Origin of the sequence: Nostoc sp. ChiVER01, from assembly GCF_034531155.1 — a bacterium.
GTDB lineage: Bacteria > Cyanobacteriota > Cyanobacteriia > Cyanobacteriales > Nostocaceae > Nostoc.
In genome coordinates this window covers 380,856-394,896 of record NZ_JAVRBS010000001.1, presented here as the reverse complement: position 1 = coordinate 394,896, position 14,041 = coordinate 380,856, and the positions used below count along the sequence as shown (strand labels likewise).

Annotated in this window: 12 protein-coding genes; 8 read left to right on the top strand and 4 right to left on the bottom strand. The window is 41.7% G+C overall.

What is annotated here, in order from left to right; all coding sequences use genetic code 11:
• Positions 1-86 precede the first annotated feature (86 nt).
• Together RMY00_RS01445 and RMY00_RS01440 are read left to right on the top strand one after the other, a co-directional pair.
• Positions 87-3,350: a calcium-binding protein gene (locus RMY00_RS01445; RefSeq protein WP_322645855.1), complete on the top strand. Its 3,264-nt coding sequence runs from the start codon at positions 87-89 to the stop codon at positions 3,348-3,350.
• 350 nt (positions 3,351-3,700) lie between these two features.
• Positions 3,701-4,078, top strand: a complete 378-nt coding sequence (locus RMY00_RS01440) for a hypothetical protein (RefSeq protein WP_322645854.1) — start codon at positions 3,701-3,703, stop codon at positions 4,076-4,078.
• A 140-nt stretch (positions 4,079-4,218) separates the two neighbouring features.
• Here RMY00_RS01440 and RMY00_RS01435 read toward each other — a convergent pair whose 3' ends face one another.
• Complete coding sequence (locus RMY00_RS01435; protein ID WP_322645853.1) at positions 4,219-4,815, bottom strand: pentapeptide repeat-containing protein; 597 nt, start codon at positions 4,813-4,815, stop codon at positions 4,219-4,221.
• A gap of 23 nt (positions 4,816-4,838) precedes the next feature.
• Between RMY00_RS01435 and RMY00_RS01430 the strand changes: the two genes are divergently transcribed.
• Positions 4,839-5,375 (top strand): YraN family protein, encoded by a 537-nt coding sequence (locus RMY00_RS01430; protein WP_322645852.1) that lies wholly within the window; start codon positions 4,839-4,841, stop codon positions 5,373-5,375.
• A gap of 70 nt (positions 5,376-5,445) precedes the next feature.
• Here RMY00_RS01430 and RMY00_RS01425 read toward each other — a convergent pair whose 3' ends face one another.
• Positions 5,446-5,835 carry a hypothetical protein gene (locus tag RMY00_RS01425; protein WP_322645851.1) on the bottom strand — a complete coding sequence of 130 codons (390 nt, stop codon included), beginning with the start codon at positions 5,833-5,835 and terminating at the stop codon, positions 5,446-5,448.
• A gap of 272 nt (positions 5,836-6,107) precedes the next feature.
• Here RMY00_RS01425 and queA point away from each other — a divergent pair, with 272 nt between their 5' ends.
• The 3 genes from queA (at position 6,108) to RMY00_RS01410 (ending at position 9,316) form a co-directional block, all read left to right on the top strand.
• Positions 6,108-7,307 (top strand): tRNA preQ1(34) S-adenosylmethionine ribosyltransferase-isomerase QueA, encoded by a 1,200-nt coding sequence (queA, locus tag RMY00_RS01420; protein WP_416212023.1) that lies wholly within the window; start codon positions 6,108-6,110, stop codon positions 7,305-7,307.
• A 154-nt stretch (positions 7,308-7,461) separates the two neighbouring features.
• Positions 7,462-8,085 carry a serine acetyltransferase gene (locus RMY00_RS01415; protein WP_322645850.1) on the top strand — a complete coding sequence of 208 codons (624 nt, stop codon included), beginning with the start codon at positions 7,462-7,464 and terminating at the stop codon, positions 8,083-8,085.
• A gap of 100 nt (positions 8,086-8,185) precedes the next feature.
• On the top strand, positions 8,186-9,316 hold the full coding sequence (locus RMY00_RS01410; RefSeq protein WP_322645849.1) for a tetratricopeptide repeat protein: 1,131 nt from the start codon (positions 8,186-8,188) through the stop codon (positions 9,314-9,316).
• A gap of 266 nt (positions 9,317-9,582) precedes the next feature.
• Here the strand turns inward: RMY00_RS01410 and RMY00_RS01405 are convergent, their stop codons facing one another.
• On the bottom strand, positions 9,583-10,278 hold the full coding sequence (locus RMY00_RS01405; protein ID WP_322645848.1) for a TrkA family potassium uptake protein: 696 nt from the start codon (positions 10,276-10,278) through the stop codon (positions 9,583-9,585).
• Between the two features lie 174 nt (positions 10,279-10,452).
• Positions 10,453-11,790 (bottom strand): TrkH family potassium uptake protein, encoded by a 1,338-nt coding sequence (locus tag RMY00_RS01400; RefSeq protein ID WP_322645847.1) that lies wholly within the window; start codon positions 11,788-11,790, stop codon positions 10,453-10,455.
• A 230-nt stretch (positions 11,791-12,020) separates the two neighbouring features.
• Here RMY00_RS01400 and RMY00_RS01395 point away from each other — a divergent pair, with 230 nt between their 5' ends.
• Together RMY00_RS01395 and RMY00_RS01390 are read left to right on the top strand one after the other, a co-directional pair.
• A complete protein-coding gene (locus RMY00_RS01395) occupies positions 12,021-12,863 on the top strand; it encodes a methyltransferase domain-containing protein (protein ID WP_322645846.1) in 843 nt (280 codons plus the stop codon).
• Between the two features lie 345 nt (positions 12,864-13,208).
• Complete coding sequence (locus RMY00_RS01390) at positions 13,209-13,991, top strand: ABC transporter ATP-binding protein (protein WP_322645845.1); 783 nt, start codon at positions 13,209-13,211, stop codon at positions 13,989-13,991.
• The last annotated feature ends 50 nt before the right edge of the window (positions 13,992-14,041 follow it).

Genomic DNA, 14,041 nt, shown 5'->3' with positions numbered 1-14,041 from the left:
GAGGCGGATTTTGGTGCCCGAAAATAGCACTTATAGCAAATTGACAACTTAAGTTCCTGAAAAAATTGATTTAAATAGTAAAAGTTATGGCAAATATAATTGGAACCAAAGGTAATGATACGCTAGTCGGCAGCGAGTTAGCGGATACGATTAACGGTCTTGCAGGTAACGATACCATCACAGCTACTAATGGCAACGATACTTTGACTGGTGGTGGTGGCAAGGATAAGTTTAAATTTGTTGACGTGTTCAACGGCACTGATACCATCACCGATTTCGGTGGCGTCGGTAAAAGAACAAACCCAACAGCAGCAGTCATTGCCGAAGTGGACACCCTAAAATTCGAGGGCTATGACTTCTTTCGTGCCGAAAATTTGCTGCTTACCCAGAATGGCAGCAATTTGGAAATTGCCTTTGAAGGGGTAGGTGAAACCATAGTCATTCTGCAAAACTTCAAATTAGAAAATTTGGAGAACCAGAAAGCAACTGGTGCAACACCAGCGATTGGCAATATCCTGTTTAATGGGCAAACTAGTATTACCGACAGTTTTGATGTCTTTGATGCCAACTCCACTAAAACTAAACTGAACAGCAAAAACACGGTAACTTTCCTCAATGACCTCTCCAACAACATTACGGGTTTAGACAACTCAGATGATGTAGTGAATGGTCAGGGCGGTAATGACAAAATCGACGGCAAAAGTGGCAACGACTTGCTACGGGGTGGTACGGGAAATGACACTCTCATTGGTGGTGCAGGGAAAGATACCCTAATTGGTGGTACGGGCAATAACTCCCTCGTTGGTGGTACTGGTGACGATGTATTGAATGCTGAGGATTCAACAGGCAATAGCACCCTTAACGGTGGTGCTGGTAACGATTACTTGAGTGTTGAAGGTTCAACAGGCGATAACCTGCTTTTTGGTGGGGATGGCAATGACAACTTTTCTTTAAGGGCTTCATCTACTGCCCCATCTTTCTTAGTAACTCAAACAGTAGATGGAGGGAAAGGTGATGATTTTTTACAAGCGTATTATACCAATGCTACGGGGAGAATGACTTCGACATTCAATGCAACCACTAACATTGGTTCGATTACAGCAGGCACGAATCAGGTTAACTACAAAAATATTGAACGATTAGAAATCAGAGGTACAACCTACAATGACTTAATTGTGGGGACTAATGGCAACGATTATCTTTTTGGCGGCAGTAGTGGAAACGATCCAAGTTATGGTGATGATACAATTTTTGGCGGTGAAGGTAACGATGACTTAAACGTTAATTATTCAACAAGCAATAACATCCTCAACGGTGGTGCTGGTAACGATCAATTGAGTGCTACCTCTTCAACAGGTAATAACCTGCTCTCTGGGGACGATGGCAATGATAATCTCTCCACTTCTGGGACTCACATCGACTACGACGGGGGAAATACCAATGCCGCCTCTGGCAATAACACCCTCAACGGTGGTGCTGGTGATGATATCTTAAGTGCTGATTATTCAACAGCCGATAACTTGCTTTTTGGAGGGGATGGCAATGATTCTCTTAGTACCTCTAGCTACGCTTCTGACAGATACGGATTTGACACCTCTGGCAATAACACCCTCGACGGTGGTGCTGGTGACGATACTTTAATTGCTAACTATTCAAGCGGCGATAACCTCTTGTTTGGAGGCGATGGCAATGATTCTCTCTTTGTCTCTAGCTACTACGACTACTCTGGAAGGTTTGATGGCACGTTTGGCAATAACCTACTCTCTGGAGGGGATGGCAATGATTCCTTCTCTTTGGTTCTATATACTTCCCCCTCTGACTTAGTAACTCAAACAGTAGATGGAGGGACAGGTGACGATTTATTGGAAGTCTCGTGTATCTATACTACTGAGGGAATTACTTCGACATTCAATGCTGCTACTAACACTGGCTCGATTACAGCAGGCACGAATCAGGTTAGTTACAAGAATATCGAAGGATTAAAAATCTCAGGTACAGAGTATGATGACTTGATTGTGGGCAGCAATGGCAATGATAAAATAGATGGGAGCGTTAGTGGAAAAGATACAATAGATGGGGGCGCTGGTGACGATTACTTATCGTTCTCTTACTATAGTGCAACCCAAAGCATCACTTCGACATTCGATGCTGCTACTAACACTGGCTCGATTACAGCAGGCACGAGTCACGTTACTTACAAGAATATCGAAGGCTTAAATATTTACGGTACAGACTACAATGACTTGATTGTGGGCAGCAATGGCAACGATTCGCTCCACGGGGGCAATAGCGGCAACGATACCATCGATGGAGGGCTAGGTAACGATTTGTTGTCGTTATATAATTATACTACTAGCGACGGAATTACTTCGACATTCGATGCTACTACTAACACTGGCTCCATTACAGCAGGCACGAGTCACGTTACTTACAAAAATATCGAACAATTAAATATCTCAGGTACAGAGTACGATGATTCTATAGTGGGGAGCAATGGTAACGATACGATAAATGGGGCAGGTGGGAATAATACGATTTTCGGCGGTGCAGGTCAGGATTTCTTGAGTGCTGACCATTCAAATGGTAATAATTTGCTCTCTGGCGACGATGGGAATGATTCTCTTAGTATCTCTGGCGACTACAACGACTACCGAGGCGAGTTTTATCTTGATGCTGTCTCTGGTAAGAACACCCTGAATGGTGGCGCTGGTGATGATAACTTAGTTACTAACTATTCATCAGGGAATAACCTACTCTCTGGTGGCGATGGCAATGATTCTCTTGATGCCTCTGGTTCAGCCTCTTTATACTCCTCATACGGAGTTTATACTGTCTCTGGCAATAACACGCTCGACGGTGGTGCAGGTAACGATCGCTTGATTGTTGACTATTCATCAGGCGATAATCTCCTAGCTGGTGGCGATGGCAATGATTATCTTACAGCTTCTGGTGCGTCTGGTAAGAACACACTTACAGGTGGTAATGGCAATGATACCCTCACAGGTGGCAAAGGCAATGATAGCCTAATTGGAGGAGCTGGTACTGACACCTTTGCTTTCAATAGTTTCAATGAAAGTATTGATACTATTTATGACTTCAACGCGACTAATGAACTGATTCAGATATCAGCTGCTGGCTTTGGTGGTGGGTTATCATCAGGTACACTTGAGACAAGTCTGTTTACCCTCGGAACATCTGCAACTAGTAGTGAAGAGCGATTTATCTACAACAGCGCTACTGGTGGATTGTTCTTTGACCTTGATGGCAGTGCGTCTAAGTTTACTCAGGTACAATTTGCTTTAGTTACTGCTGGATTATCAGTAACCGAAAAGAATTTTGTGGTTGTTTAATCTTTATTAGCGCTCTGCTATTACCAAGCGCTACAGTTTACAAGGTGCTATTTTTAGCATCTCTTATTCGATTGCTCAATGCAAGTCATTTCGGGTTGTTTTACGTAAATACTTTGTATAGTGCTGGACTCAGTAACTCTTGCATTGTGTACAACGTATGGCAATATCAGCAAGTGTTTCACTCACACTTTGACAAGTATTACAGCTATTTACTTAGTGCTTTACACTTTTCATAAGGTATTACTCAGTAGTATAATACCTCGCTCTATCTTGATTTCAGTGCTTCTACAGTGCCAGAACTAGTTTAATTGCGGGTAGAAATATATGAAATCTTGATATTTTTAAAGCGTATGTATTTTAAGATATGCGGCATGGTGGGAGCGATCGCTATTTTGTTGAGCAATGGTAGTGCGATCGCTCAAGATGCAGAAAGATATGTCACTGTAGGGCATGATAAATTGGGAAACAGCGTAGCTCTAGACACGGAAACTATTAAGGGCACCACATACAAGCTTTACGGGATTTACGGTGATGGCGTCTTCGAGACTACCTTTGATGCCTCTTGCAATGAATCGCGGCTGTTTCGCAATCGCATTGCGATTTACGGGCCAGAAGGACAGCTACTTGAAGAGGATCAAGAAAAAGGAGAAATCCCTTTTGTAGCAAGTTCTTCACCAGGCAAAGGAATGAAAATTGTTTGTCAAAAGATTGGTGCTAGTGGTTGGTAGTTGCTCAATATATTATGGGGAATGGGGAGTAGGGAGTGGGGAATGGGGACAAAGGGACAAGGGGACAAGGGGACAAAAGTTTAGAGCTTCCAACAAGTCTTTCCCCTTGTCCCCAATTCCCAATTCCTAGCTAAAAAATACTAAGGACAAAATAACGTATCACGCGTATCTCGTCCTGTAATGGGATTAGTTCCTTTGGCAAGTTTGCACAATTTTTTTTGCTCATCTGAACGCAGCAGCGTATCGGTAAAATCTGCCCCGTCAATGATTGCGCCATCAAATCTGGCGTTAGCAGCAAAAGCACCCTCTAACAGTGCATTTGTCAAATTTGCCTTAACTAAACGAGCTGAGTCTAAAGTGGCATTTCTCAAATCAGCTCCCTCCAAATTCACAGACTCTAAATTTGCTGCAAAGAAACTCACACCCTGCAAATTAGCGTGGCTGAAGTTGCTCTGGCGGAGATTAGCTTTGGTAAAGCTGGAATCTGTTAAATCACGCCCTGAGAAATCAGCGTCAACCAAAATTTCTTTATTATATTCAAGTGCCAAAGCTGTGGGAGCAAAACCGACGGTTGCGGTGATGCCAACTATTCCCCAAAGGAATAAGCTGAGTATACTTGCCCAAATCTTATGGTCTGTTTTACACTTGTGCCCCAACTCAGTACGGCATGAGTTTTGCTTAGAACCTGTTATGCGTAGGCGTAGCCCGCCCCAAGCATCGCTTAACCTAGAATTCATAGAATTCATGATATTTTTAGTCAATGGCTAACCTTCCTCCATCTCATTATCCAGATATTGGTGAATTAGGAGAAGACCTAGTAGCCCAATGGTTACAATCTACAGGTTGGATTATTCTCCATCGTCGCTTTTCTAGTCGCTGGGGAGAAATCGATATTATTGCTGAATATCATGGAATAACTGGGAAAGAGCAGGACAGCAGGCAAGAATACCCCACTCCCCACTCCCCACTTCCCATTCCCCACTCATTACTAGCATTTGTGGAAGTCAAAACCCGCAGTTCAGGTAGTTGGGATGCAGGGGGAAGAAGCGCAATCACCCCACAAAAGCAAGCAAAAATCTCGCGGACGGCTGGAATGTTTTTAGCCCAGTACCCTGAGAAGGCAGATTATTCTTGTCGATTTGATGTTGCTATTGTCTACTGTCAAAGGATATCAAAAAATCTGACTATGGTTACAGCAAGCCAAGAAGCTCTAGCTACTTCATCAGCTGCCGGATATAAGTTTAAGCTGCAAGAATACATTCTGGCAGCTTTCGACTCTTTAATTGATAATGGTTAATCGGTAATCGATAAAATATTTTGATTACCAATGACCAATAATTTTGTAGTGGCGTTACAACCAAATAGGATTACGCCAAAGTTTCTGGACAGTAGCCTAAGCCCCGGACAAACTGTTGCCGGAACGCTTCAATTTCATCTCTCTCTGGGTTACCATGAGAGACGATCGCAACCTGATAGCGACGCATCACGTCCACAGGGCACTGTCCGGCTTCCAAACTCCAAAGTGCCATCTGCACCCTCATTGGCGGTTCGTAGCTAATTCCTAATTCATTTAGAAAAGCGCGAAAGTCGCCATCTTCTTGGGGCGAGACTTGACCTTTGAGTTTGATCCTAACCACCCAGCCATCAATTTGATGAATTACGGTGACGAAAGAAACTGGTGTCTGAGGTCTAGCGTGCAGGTGTTGAACGACCCTCAGGGTTAGACTGGCATTTGCCAGATAGTACAAGTATTCCATGTTTGTTGGTGCTTGGGATCAAAGCCAATCCTACATATATATATTCGTCAATCATTGCCTGTTCCCGGTAGGGTAAAAGCCCCCCTTTTTTGATGGGGAGGTTTACCCAATTTTTTTGTTAATTTTTCCGTGTTACCTAATAGTACCCATCTTATAGTCAAGTGATGAAACTAAACGAAAATCTCTTAAAGTTCCAATATAAGGGAAAGCTCAAACAAGCTTTTTTAAGAGAGTATAAATACTAAATAAACCAAAAACTAGTAGAAGCCAATTTGAAAGATACCTCTCGCCCACAAGAAAAAGATTTTGAATTAGATTGCTCGGTAGCTGGCTATGACTACGAATTACCTCCAGAACTCATTGCCCAAAACCCAGCAGTTCCTAGAGATAGCTCACGGTTACTGGTAGTTGATTCTCCGACTACGGGCATCGAAACACCACCCTTGCACCACATTTTCCGCGATTTGCCTATACTGCTGCGCTCTAATGATTTGTTGGTCATGAACAATACAAGAGTCATTCCAGCGCGGCTTTATGGTCATAAATCCACTGGTGGTAAAATCCAAGTGTTGCTGTTGGAAGAGCGGCAGTATAACTGTTGGTTAGCTTTAGTTAAGCCGGGAAAAAGCTTCAAACAGGGAGCGAAAATTATTTTTGAAGCAAGGCAAGGAGGAACTGGGGGTTGGGGATTAGAGATTGGGGATTGGGAAGATTCTTCCCTAGTCCCCAGTCTCCAGTCCCTAGTCTCCAGTCCCCAACTCACGGCTACGGTTCTAGAAACAGACGCAGCAACCGGGGGGCGTTTGTTGCAATTCGATGTGCCAGAGGGAAAATCTTTGGTGCAACTGTTAGAGGTATTTGGTGAAGTGCCGCTACCACCATACATCACTACCTCAGAAGCTGCTGATGAGCAGTATCAAACAGTTTATGCTAAACAACCAGGAGCAATCGCAGCTCCGACGGCAGGATTGCATTTTACCCCAGAATTATTACAAAAGTTGCGCGATCGCAATATCCATCAAGCTTTTATAACGCTACACGTTGGTGTAGGGACATTTCGCCCTGTGGAAGTGGAGGATGTAACTACCCACCAGATGCACGAAGAATGGATTGAAGTCCCCGCCGCTACAGTAGAGCAAATCCGCGCTACTAAAGCAGCTGGTGGTCGAATTATTGCTGTAGGAACAACAGTAATACGGGCCTTAGAAGGGGCGGCTCAATCTGGGAATTTACAACCATTTTGCGGCAAAACAGACCTGTTTATTTATCCCGGCTATCAATGGCGGGTGGTAGATGGTTTAATTACTAATTTTCACCTGCCGCGTTCCAGTTTGCTGATGTTGGTAAGTGCGCTAATTGGCAGACAACGGTTATTGAATATATACAACGAAGCGATCGCTTTTGGATATCGCTTTTATTCATTCGGCGATGCAATGCTAATTTTACCGTCAGCTATCAAGAACACCAATTGATTAATCTCCAAAACTAGATTTCTACTCTGCCGAAGACCATAATTTCGTTCAAGTATGAAACTGTAGAGTTTCAGGATATTATGTTTAGAGTTGCTGAACAACAGCAACTTTTAATTTGTTTAGATAATAATCATATCCAGTGTGAGGTCAGGTTATGCGTGATTTCATAATTAAGTTTGCCCAAACTATTCGACAGATCCTAACTGCTCCCATGCTCATCTTGTTTCTCTTAAGTAAAAATAAAGAGGTAATTATTTTAGATGTGAATCAATGGATAAAGAGACTTGATGATAAGAAGGAATCTAGTGCAGACTGGGTTAATTTGCTATATTTTCTTTCTAAATATCTAGAATTTAGAAATATTTACTATCACAGAATTAAGCAGGATGACACGATTGGCTTTATTCTGACGCAGGTTTTCAAAATTTTATATAAACCATGTCCATCGCTTTTTATTTACTCTACTAATATTGGTTCTGGGCTATTTATTCAACATGGATTCAGTACAGTAATTTCAGCAGAAAGTATTGGTGAAAATTGCTCGGTTAGCCAACAGGTGACAATCGGCTATAACACTAAGGGATCTCCCATAATTGGTAACAATGTCAGCATCGGTGCAGGAGCAAAAGTGATTGGTAAAATAACTATAGATGATAATGTCAAAGTGGGTGCGAATGCAGTTGTAGTCAAAAATGTTCCCAAAAATTGTGTTGTTGTCGGTGTTCCAGCTTATATAGTCAAGAGAGATGGCGTAAAAGTAAAAGAGCAGTTAGTTTAAATTTATTTATTAATAAGGGTGTTTTTGATTTGTAATTTCTCATGCTGTGGTGGGTACTCTGACTTATAACGATCCAAGCATAAGTACAGGTCTGGCACTCATGTCTAAAAAATCTCAACTGGAACAGTGGTTACATTGGTTATTTCAGGTGACATTTCACCGAAGCCCTGTTCAGCAAGAATCTTTGCTCAAACTTCTGTTTGCTTCCTCTGCGTTTTTAGTCTTGGCTGCATCGGCAATTACTAATTTTGCAGAAAGTAAGGTGCTAGCAGAAACCGCAGTTTCTCAAAATCTTGAGGCAGCGAGCTTTTTTCAGCAAGGAGTCACGCGCTATAACCGCCAAGACTTACAAGGTGCAGAATATGCCTTTCGCCAAGCGTTGCAGCTAGATCCAAGTCTTGCAGCAGCCCGAAATTTTTTGGGTAATATATTTATGCAGCAAAATCGCCTAGATGTAGCTTTACAAGAATATACAGAGGCGATTAAAGCTAATCCCAACTTTAGCGAAGCTTATTACAACTTAGGGTTAGTGTTGCACCAACAAGGAGAAAAAGAGGCAGCAATTATAGCTTACCGCCAGAGTCTTGTGATAGATCCCACAAGGGCAGCAGCGCTGTATAATTTGGGTTTAGCGTTGTATGAACAAGGGCAACTTGAGGATGCGATCGCAACATACCAAAAAGCAATTGATCTAGATAGCAGCAACGCCAACGCTTATTTTAACTTAGCGATCGCCTTGCAACAACAAGGTCAAATTGAGCCTGCGATCGCCAGTTATCGCCAAGCCTTGCAGCTAGATCCTAAAAATGCCACAGCTTACAACAATATGGCAAATTTGCTAGCAATTCATGGTCAAGCTGATGAGGCTATTTCCGTTTATCGGCAAGCTATTCGCCTAAATCCGAAAAATGCCTCAGCCTACTATAACTTGGGAGTCACTTTATATAATCAGGGCGACATCAAAAAAGCTAGTAGAGTCTTGAACTATGCCCATAACAAGTATCGTGAGCAAGGGAATATTGAACAAGCTGAAAAAATTAAGCAGCTAATGCAGCAAATTGCCCAGAAAATTGGACAACAGCAGCCTCAACCCAGTCAAACAGCTACTACAAATAATTTAATACAAACACTTAAGCGACAAACGCCAAATCAACCAGAAACTCCAGCGAACCCTGGCAATGTGCCTGCCTCAATTGAATTCCAGCCTATTTTAACAAGTCCTGGACAATAAAAAACTCAGAGTTAGAAATAAAAAAACAAGTCATACGCCAGGCGTCAGAATTTAGCATCAATTCTGGAAACTGGCGCTTTTATTTTCCTTGAACCTATCCCACTATTCTAAAAATCCCTACTTCTTTTCGTAAAATGTGCTTGAAAACCTTGATTTTTCGTTTTCAGTTCTCAATTAACTTAAGCTTTGTAGCACAAATATTATTAGTGGGATAGGTTCTTGATAGTTAATAATTCCTAACTCCTAACTCTCAACTCCTAACTTTTTTAAATCGGCAAACGATTGATATCTTTGTTGCAGCCAATAACTACCATTGCCGATCCACGCTCTAAACGTTTTGTAGGGTCAGGATTAATTATAAATTTACCATCCTGGCTCACTGCTAGCAAATTTAATCCGTAGCGGTTACGAAGTTGAAGCTCAGTAATTGTTTTGCCGTGAAATTCATCAGGTACAATCAACTCTACAATGCTGTTATCTGGGTCTAGATCAAACCGATCTAAGATTGCTGGTTTGGTAAGTGTACGCGCTAAGGCACAACCAGCTTCATACTCAGGAAAAACAACATGATCTGCTCCTACTCGCCGCAACAGTTTACGGTGAACTTCACTAGAAGCTTTGGCTACGACGTGGGGTACACCAGCTTCTTTCACATTTAGGGTAGTTATAATACTTTCCTGAACGTAGTTGCCAATCGCTACAATTACAGTATCAAATTCAAAAATTCCAGCTTCTTTGAGTGCGGCTGATTCTGTGGAGTCTAGTTGCAAAGCATGACCAACGATTCCCTCAGTTAATGCTTCTGAAACTCGTTTTTCATCAATATCTGTTGCCAGTACTTGATAACCAAAATTGTGCAGCGTGGAACAGACAGACCTACCAAAGCGACCTAACCCAATTACAGCAAATTGGTGGTTATCTTTACGTAAACTGCGAAAAAAACTTAATGATGACAGATTCACCGTTGTTATCCTTATTATGGCTCCCTGTATTTAGGGCAAAAAACGGTTATACCGCTTGAATTAAAAATTTTATTTTTTGCCTTCAAATGTATATGTTATCAGTTTAGTCATTAGCAGTTGTTAGTTGTCAAAATTATTCTCCTCCCCACTTCTTGTTACTTACCCTCTTTCTAACTATCCCACGAGTAAATTTTCTTCAGGATAGTGAATTCTGGTAGGACGTGGATCTCCTAGTACAGCAGACATCAGAAGTAAAATACCTACTCGTCCAACGTACATCGTGACAATTAAGATGAGTTTTGCTGTTGTAGAAATACTTGCTGTAATGCCTGTAGAAAGTCCTACAGTGGCGAAGGCTGATACTACTTCAAACAAAATTTGAATAAAATCTAATGTTGGATCTGTGAGGCTTATTAAAATCGTAGCTAAAATTACGGCCGCGACTGAACCCACCAACACACCCACAGCTTTCAAAATTAAAGATATTGCTATTTTGCGATCATACAATAAAACTTCTTCTTTCCCCTGGAGAATAGCTTTAGTGCAACTAGTCAACACTCTCAAGGTTGTTGTTTTCAATCCTCCTCCTGTACCACCTGGGCTTGCGCCAAGAAACATTAGTGCAATCGTAATAAATAGACCAGCACTGGTCATTTTGCCAATATCGATGGTGTTAAAACCAGCAGTTCTAGGAGTAACTGATTGGAACCAAGCTACTAATATCTGGTCGCTTAAATTTAGAGAACCAAAAGTTTCAGGGTTTCTGATTTCTATACAAAAAAATGCAACAAATCCTATTAATAATAATATAACAGTTGTGCTGGTTGCAACTTTAAAGTCTAGAGAAAATATTTGGTTTTTAATAGATTTTTTAAAAATATGATCGCGCAACCAGAGGTACATTTCCAAAATTACTTGATACCCAATTCCCCCAAAGATAATTAACATTGTGATAGTGAAGACTACTAAGAAGGATGATTGGTAGCTGATTAAGTTATCTTTAAATAAACTAAAACCAGCATTATTCCAAGCATTGATACTATGAAAAATTGCTAACCACAGTCCTTTGCTCCATCCATATTCAGGAACAAAAGCTGGTAAGAGTAAGAATATCCCGGTAATTTCAAAAATTAAAGTTGTGGCAATAATTGAACGAATAACCTGGGCGCTACCACTCATCCCCGGTCGGTCTAAAGCTTGTTGAATAGCTATTTTTTGCCGCATATCAAACCTTCGACCAATGAGCAAAATCAGAAATGTAGTAGTTGTCATGTAGCCCAATCCGCCAATCTGAGCTAATAGGGCAATAAACAACTGACCCCAAAAGGAAAAATAAGTACCAGGATCAACTACTGATAAGCCTGTGACACAAACTGCGGATGTAGATGTGAATAGCGCCACAATAAGGTTATTCCACGTACCATTGTTAACTGAAAAAGGCATCATCAACAGGATAGTGCCCACAGCAATGACAGCCATAAATCCCAAACAAATTGTGCGAGCAACAGTCATAATTATTTAAAATTCAAAAACTCAATCATGCTAGGCATCCAGGAAACATCCGGTATGCAAATGAGAGCAAAAGCAGCTTATTAAGGTAAAGTCAGTAAAATTTTCCAGAGAAGAAAAACCGGAGTTTATGATCCCTGCAAACCAAAAGACCTATTTTAATTAAAAACACACATGGTAGCCTAATGTGTATGTTTTTTTTAATTCGGCTTTGTCTTAACACAGCTTTTTTCATGAGCGCAACACTTTACCAGCAAATTCAGCAATTTTACGATGCTTCCTCTGGTCTGTGGGAACAGATTTGGGGCGAACACATGCACCACGGCTATTACGGCGCTGATGGCACCCAGAAAAAAGACCGCCGTCAGGCTCAAATTGATTTAATCGAAGAACTGCTGAATTGGGCAGGGGTACAAACCGCAGACAATATCCTAGATGTGGGTTGTGGTATTGGCGGCAGTTCTTTATACCTAGCACAAAAGTTTAATGCTAAGGCTACAGGCATTACACTGAGTCCTGTACAAGCCGCCAGAGCAACGGAACGCGCAATGGAAGCTAATTTGAGTTTGAGAACAGAATTCCAAGTCGCAAATGCTCAAGCAATGCCCTTTGCTGACGATTCTTTTGACTTGGTTTGGTCGCTAGAAAGCGGTGAACACATGCCAGATAAAACCAAGTTTCTCCAGGAGTGCTACCGAGTATTGAAGCCTGGTGGCAAGTTAATTATGGTGACTTGGTGTCATCGATCAACTGATGAGTTGCCACTAACGGCGGATGAGGAAAAGCATTTGCAGGATATTTATCGGGTGTATTGTTTGCCTTATGTGATTTCTTTGCCAGAGTACGAAGCGATCGCACATCAACTACCATTACATAATATCCGCACCGCCGATTGGTCAACTGCTGTTGCCCCTTTTTGGAACGTGGTGATTGATTCCGCATTCACTCCCCAAGCCTTTTGGGGCTTACTAAATGCTGGTTGGACTACCATCCAAGGGGCATTATCACTGGGATTAATGCGTCGCGGTTATCAGCGTGGGTTAATTCGGTTTGGCTTATTGTGCGGCAATAAGTAAGGACACGTTGCCCTATTCCCTTAAACCCTGTAACACACGTCACACCTTTGCTACTTGGGCAACTAGTGAAGGAGTGTCTCCTGATAAAGTTGCCCAGTGGAGCAACGCGAAAATGTGAGATCATCGCTTTTTGAAGCAGGGGGAACAGGGAGAGTAAAGAGAGAATTTAGTAACATGCGCTACTATAAATACTTCAAAATACACTTAATTTATTTTTCCTCCCCTGCTTGCCCACCTCACAAAATCGCATTGCTCCCGTTGCCCAATGGATTGGGGACAGAGTGAAAAGCTTTCTAAATAATCAACTCACTGTAAAATTAAGTTTCTAATTTTTGAATATTTGAAATGCCACTCGAACTGCAAAACCTCACAGGCGGTTACACATTAGTACCAATTGTTCAAAATATTAATCTCACTCTGCAAACAGGAGAATGGTTGAGTTTAGTTGGTGCTAATGGCTCAGGTAAATCTACTGTACTCAAATTGCTGAGTCGTATTCTCTCCCCACAGCAGGGAACAGTGCTACTTGATGGCAAAGCAATTCACTCTCAGCCCCCAAATCTAGTTGCACAGAAACTGGCATTATTACCGCAACAACAAACGGTTCCTGTTGGCTTAACAGTGCGACAATTAGTAAGCTTAGGACGCACACCACATCAATCTTGGTGGCAATGGGAATTAACCGCCCAAGATTGGGGCAAAGTGGAAGCTGCAATTGAAAAAACGCAATTAGAAAAATTTAGCGATCGCTTAATCGAACATCTCTCAGGTGGTGAAAGGCAACGAGCTTTTTTAGCTCTAGCACTAGCGCAAGAACCAAAAGTTTTACTATTAGATGAACCGACAACTTTTTTAGATATTAACTATCAATTGCAACTATTAGAACTGCTTAAAGAACTGAATCAGCAGCAGGGATTAACTATTATCACAGTTTTACATGAACTCAATCTAGCGGCCCGATATAGTTCCCGCATTGCATTATTAAAACAGGGTCATATTTGGGAAGTTGGTACACCTGAAGAAGTTCTAACACCAAATGCGATCGCCCAAGTATTTGGTGTAGAATCTGTGATTATTCAGACACCCGTTGGTTTACAAGTTTGTGCCATTTGTGCTGTGTCATTATAACTCGATTACGCTTACTGCCGAGCTTGGAGGTACTGTTAGCAGTAGAGCAG

Bases quoted from the DNA above. Each gene is read 5' to 3' on its own strand.
- RMY00_RS01425 (WP_322645851.1), bottom strand. From the start codon at position 5,835: ATGGAATACTTGTACTATCTGGCAAATGCCAGTCTAACCCTGAGGGTC.
- RMY00_RS01390 (WP_322645845.1), top strand. From the start codon at position 13,209: ATGCCACTCGAACTGCAAAACCTCACAGGCGGTTACACATTAGTACCA.
- RMY00_RS01395 (WP_322645846.1), top strand. From the start codon at position 12,021: ATGAGCGCAACACTTTACCAGCAAATTCAGCAATTTTACGATGCTTCC.
- RMY00_RS01410 (WP_322645849.1), top strand. From the start codon at position 8,186: ATGTCTAAAAAATCTCAACTGGAACAGTGGTTACATTGGTTATTTCAG.
- RMY00_RS01430 (WP_322645852.1), top strand. From the start codon at position 4,839: ATGGCTAACCTTCCTCCATCTCATTATCCAGATATTGGTGAATTAGGA.
- RMY00_RS01445 (WP_322645855.1), top strand. From the start codon at position 87: ATGGCAAATATAATTGGAACCAAAGGTAATGATACGCTAGTCGGCAGC.
- RMY00_RS01440 (WP_322645854.1), top strand. From the start codon at position 3,701: ATGTATTTTAAGATATGCGGCATGGTGGGAGCGATCGCTATTTTGTTG.
- RMY00_RS01435 (WP_322645853.1), bottom strand. From the start codon at position 4,815: ATGAATTCTAGGTTAAGCGATGCTTGGGGCGGGCTACGCCTACGCATA.
- RMY00_RS01400 (WP_322645847.1), bottom strand. From the start codon at position 11,790: ATGACTGTTGCTCGCACAATTTGTTTGGGATTTATGGCTGTCATTGCT.
- RMY00_RS01415 (WP_322645850.1), top strand. From the start codon at position 7,462: ATGCGTGATTTCATAATTAAGTTTGCCCAAACTATTCGACAGATCCTA.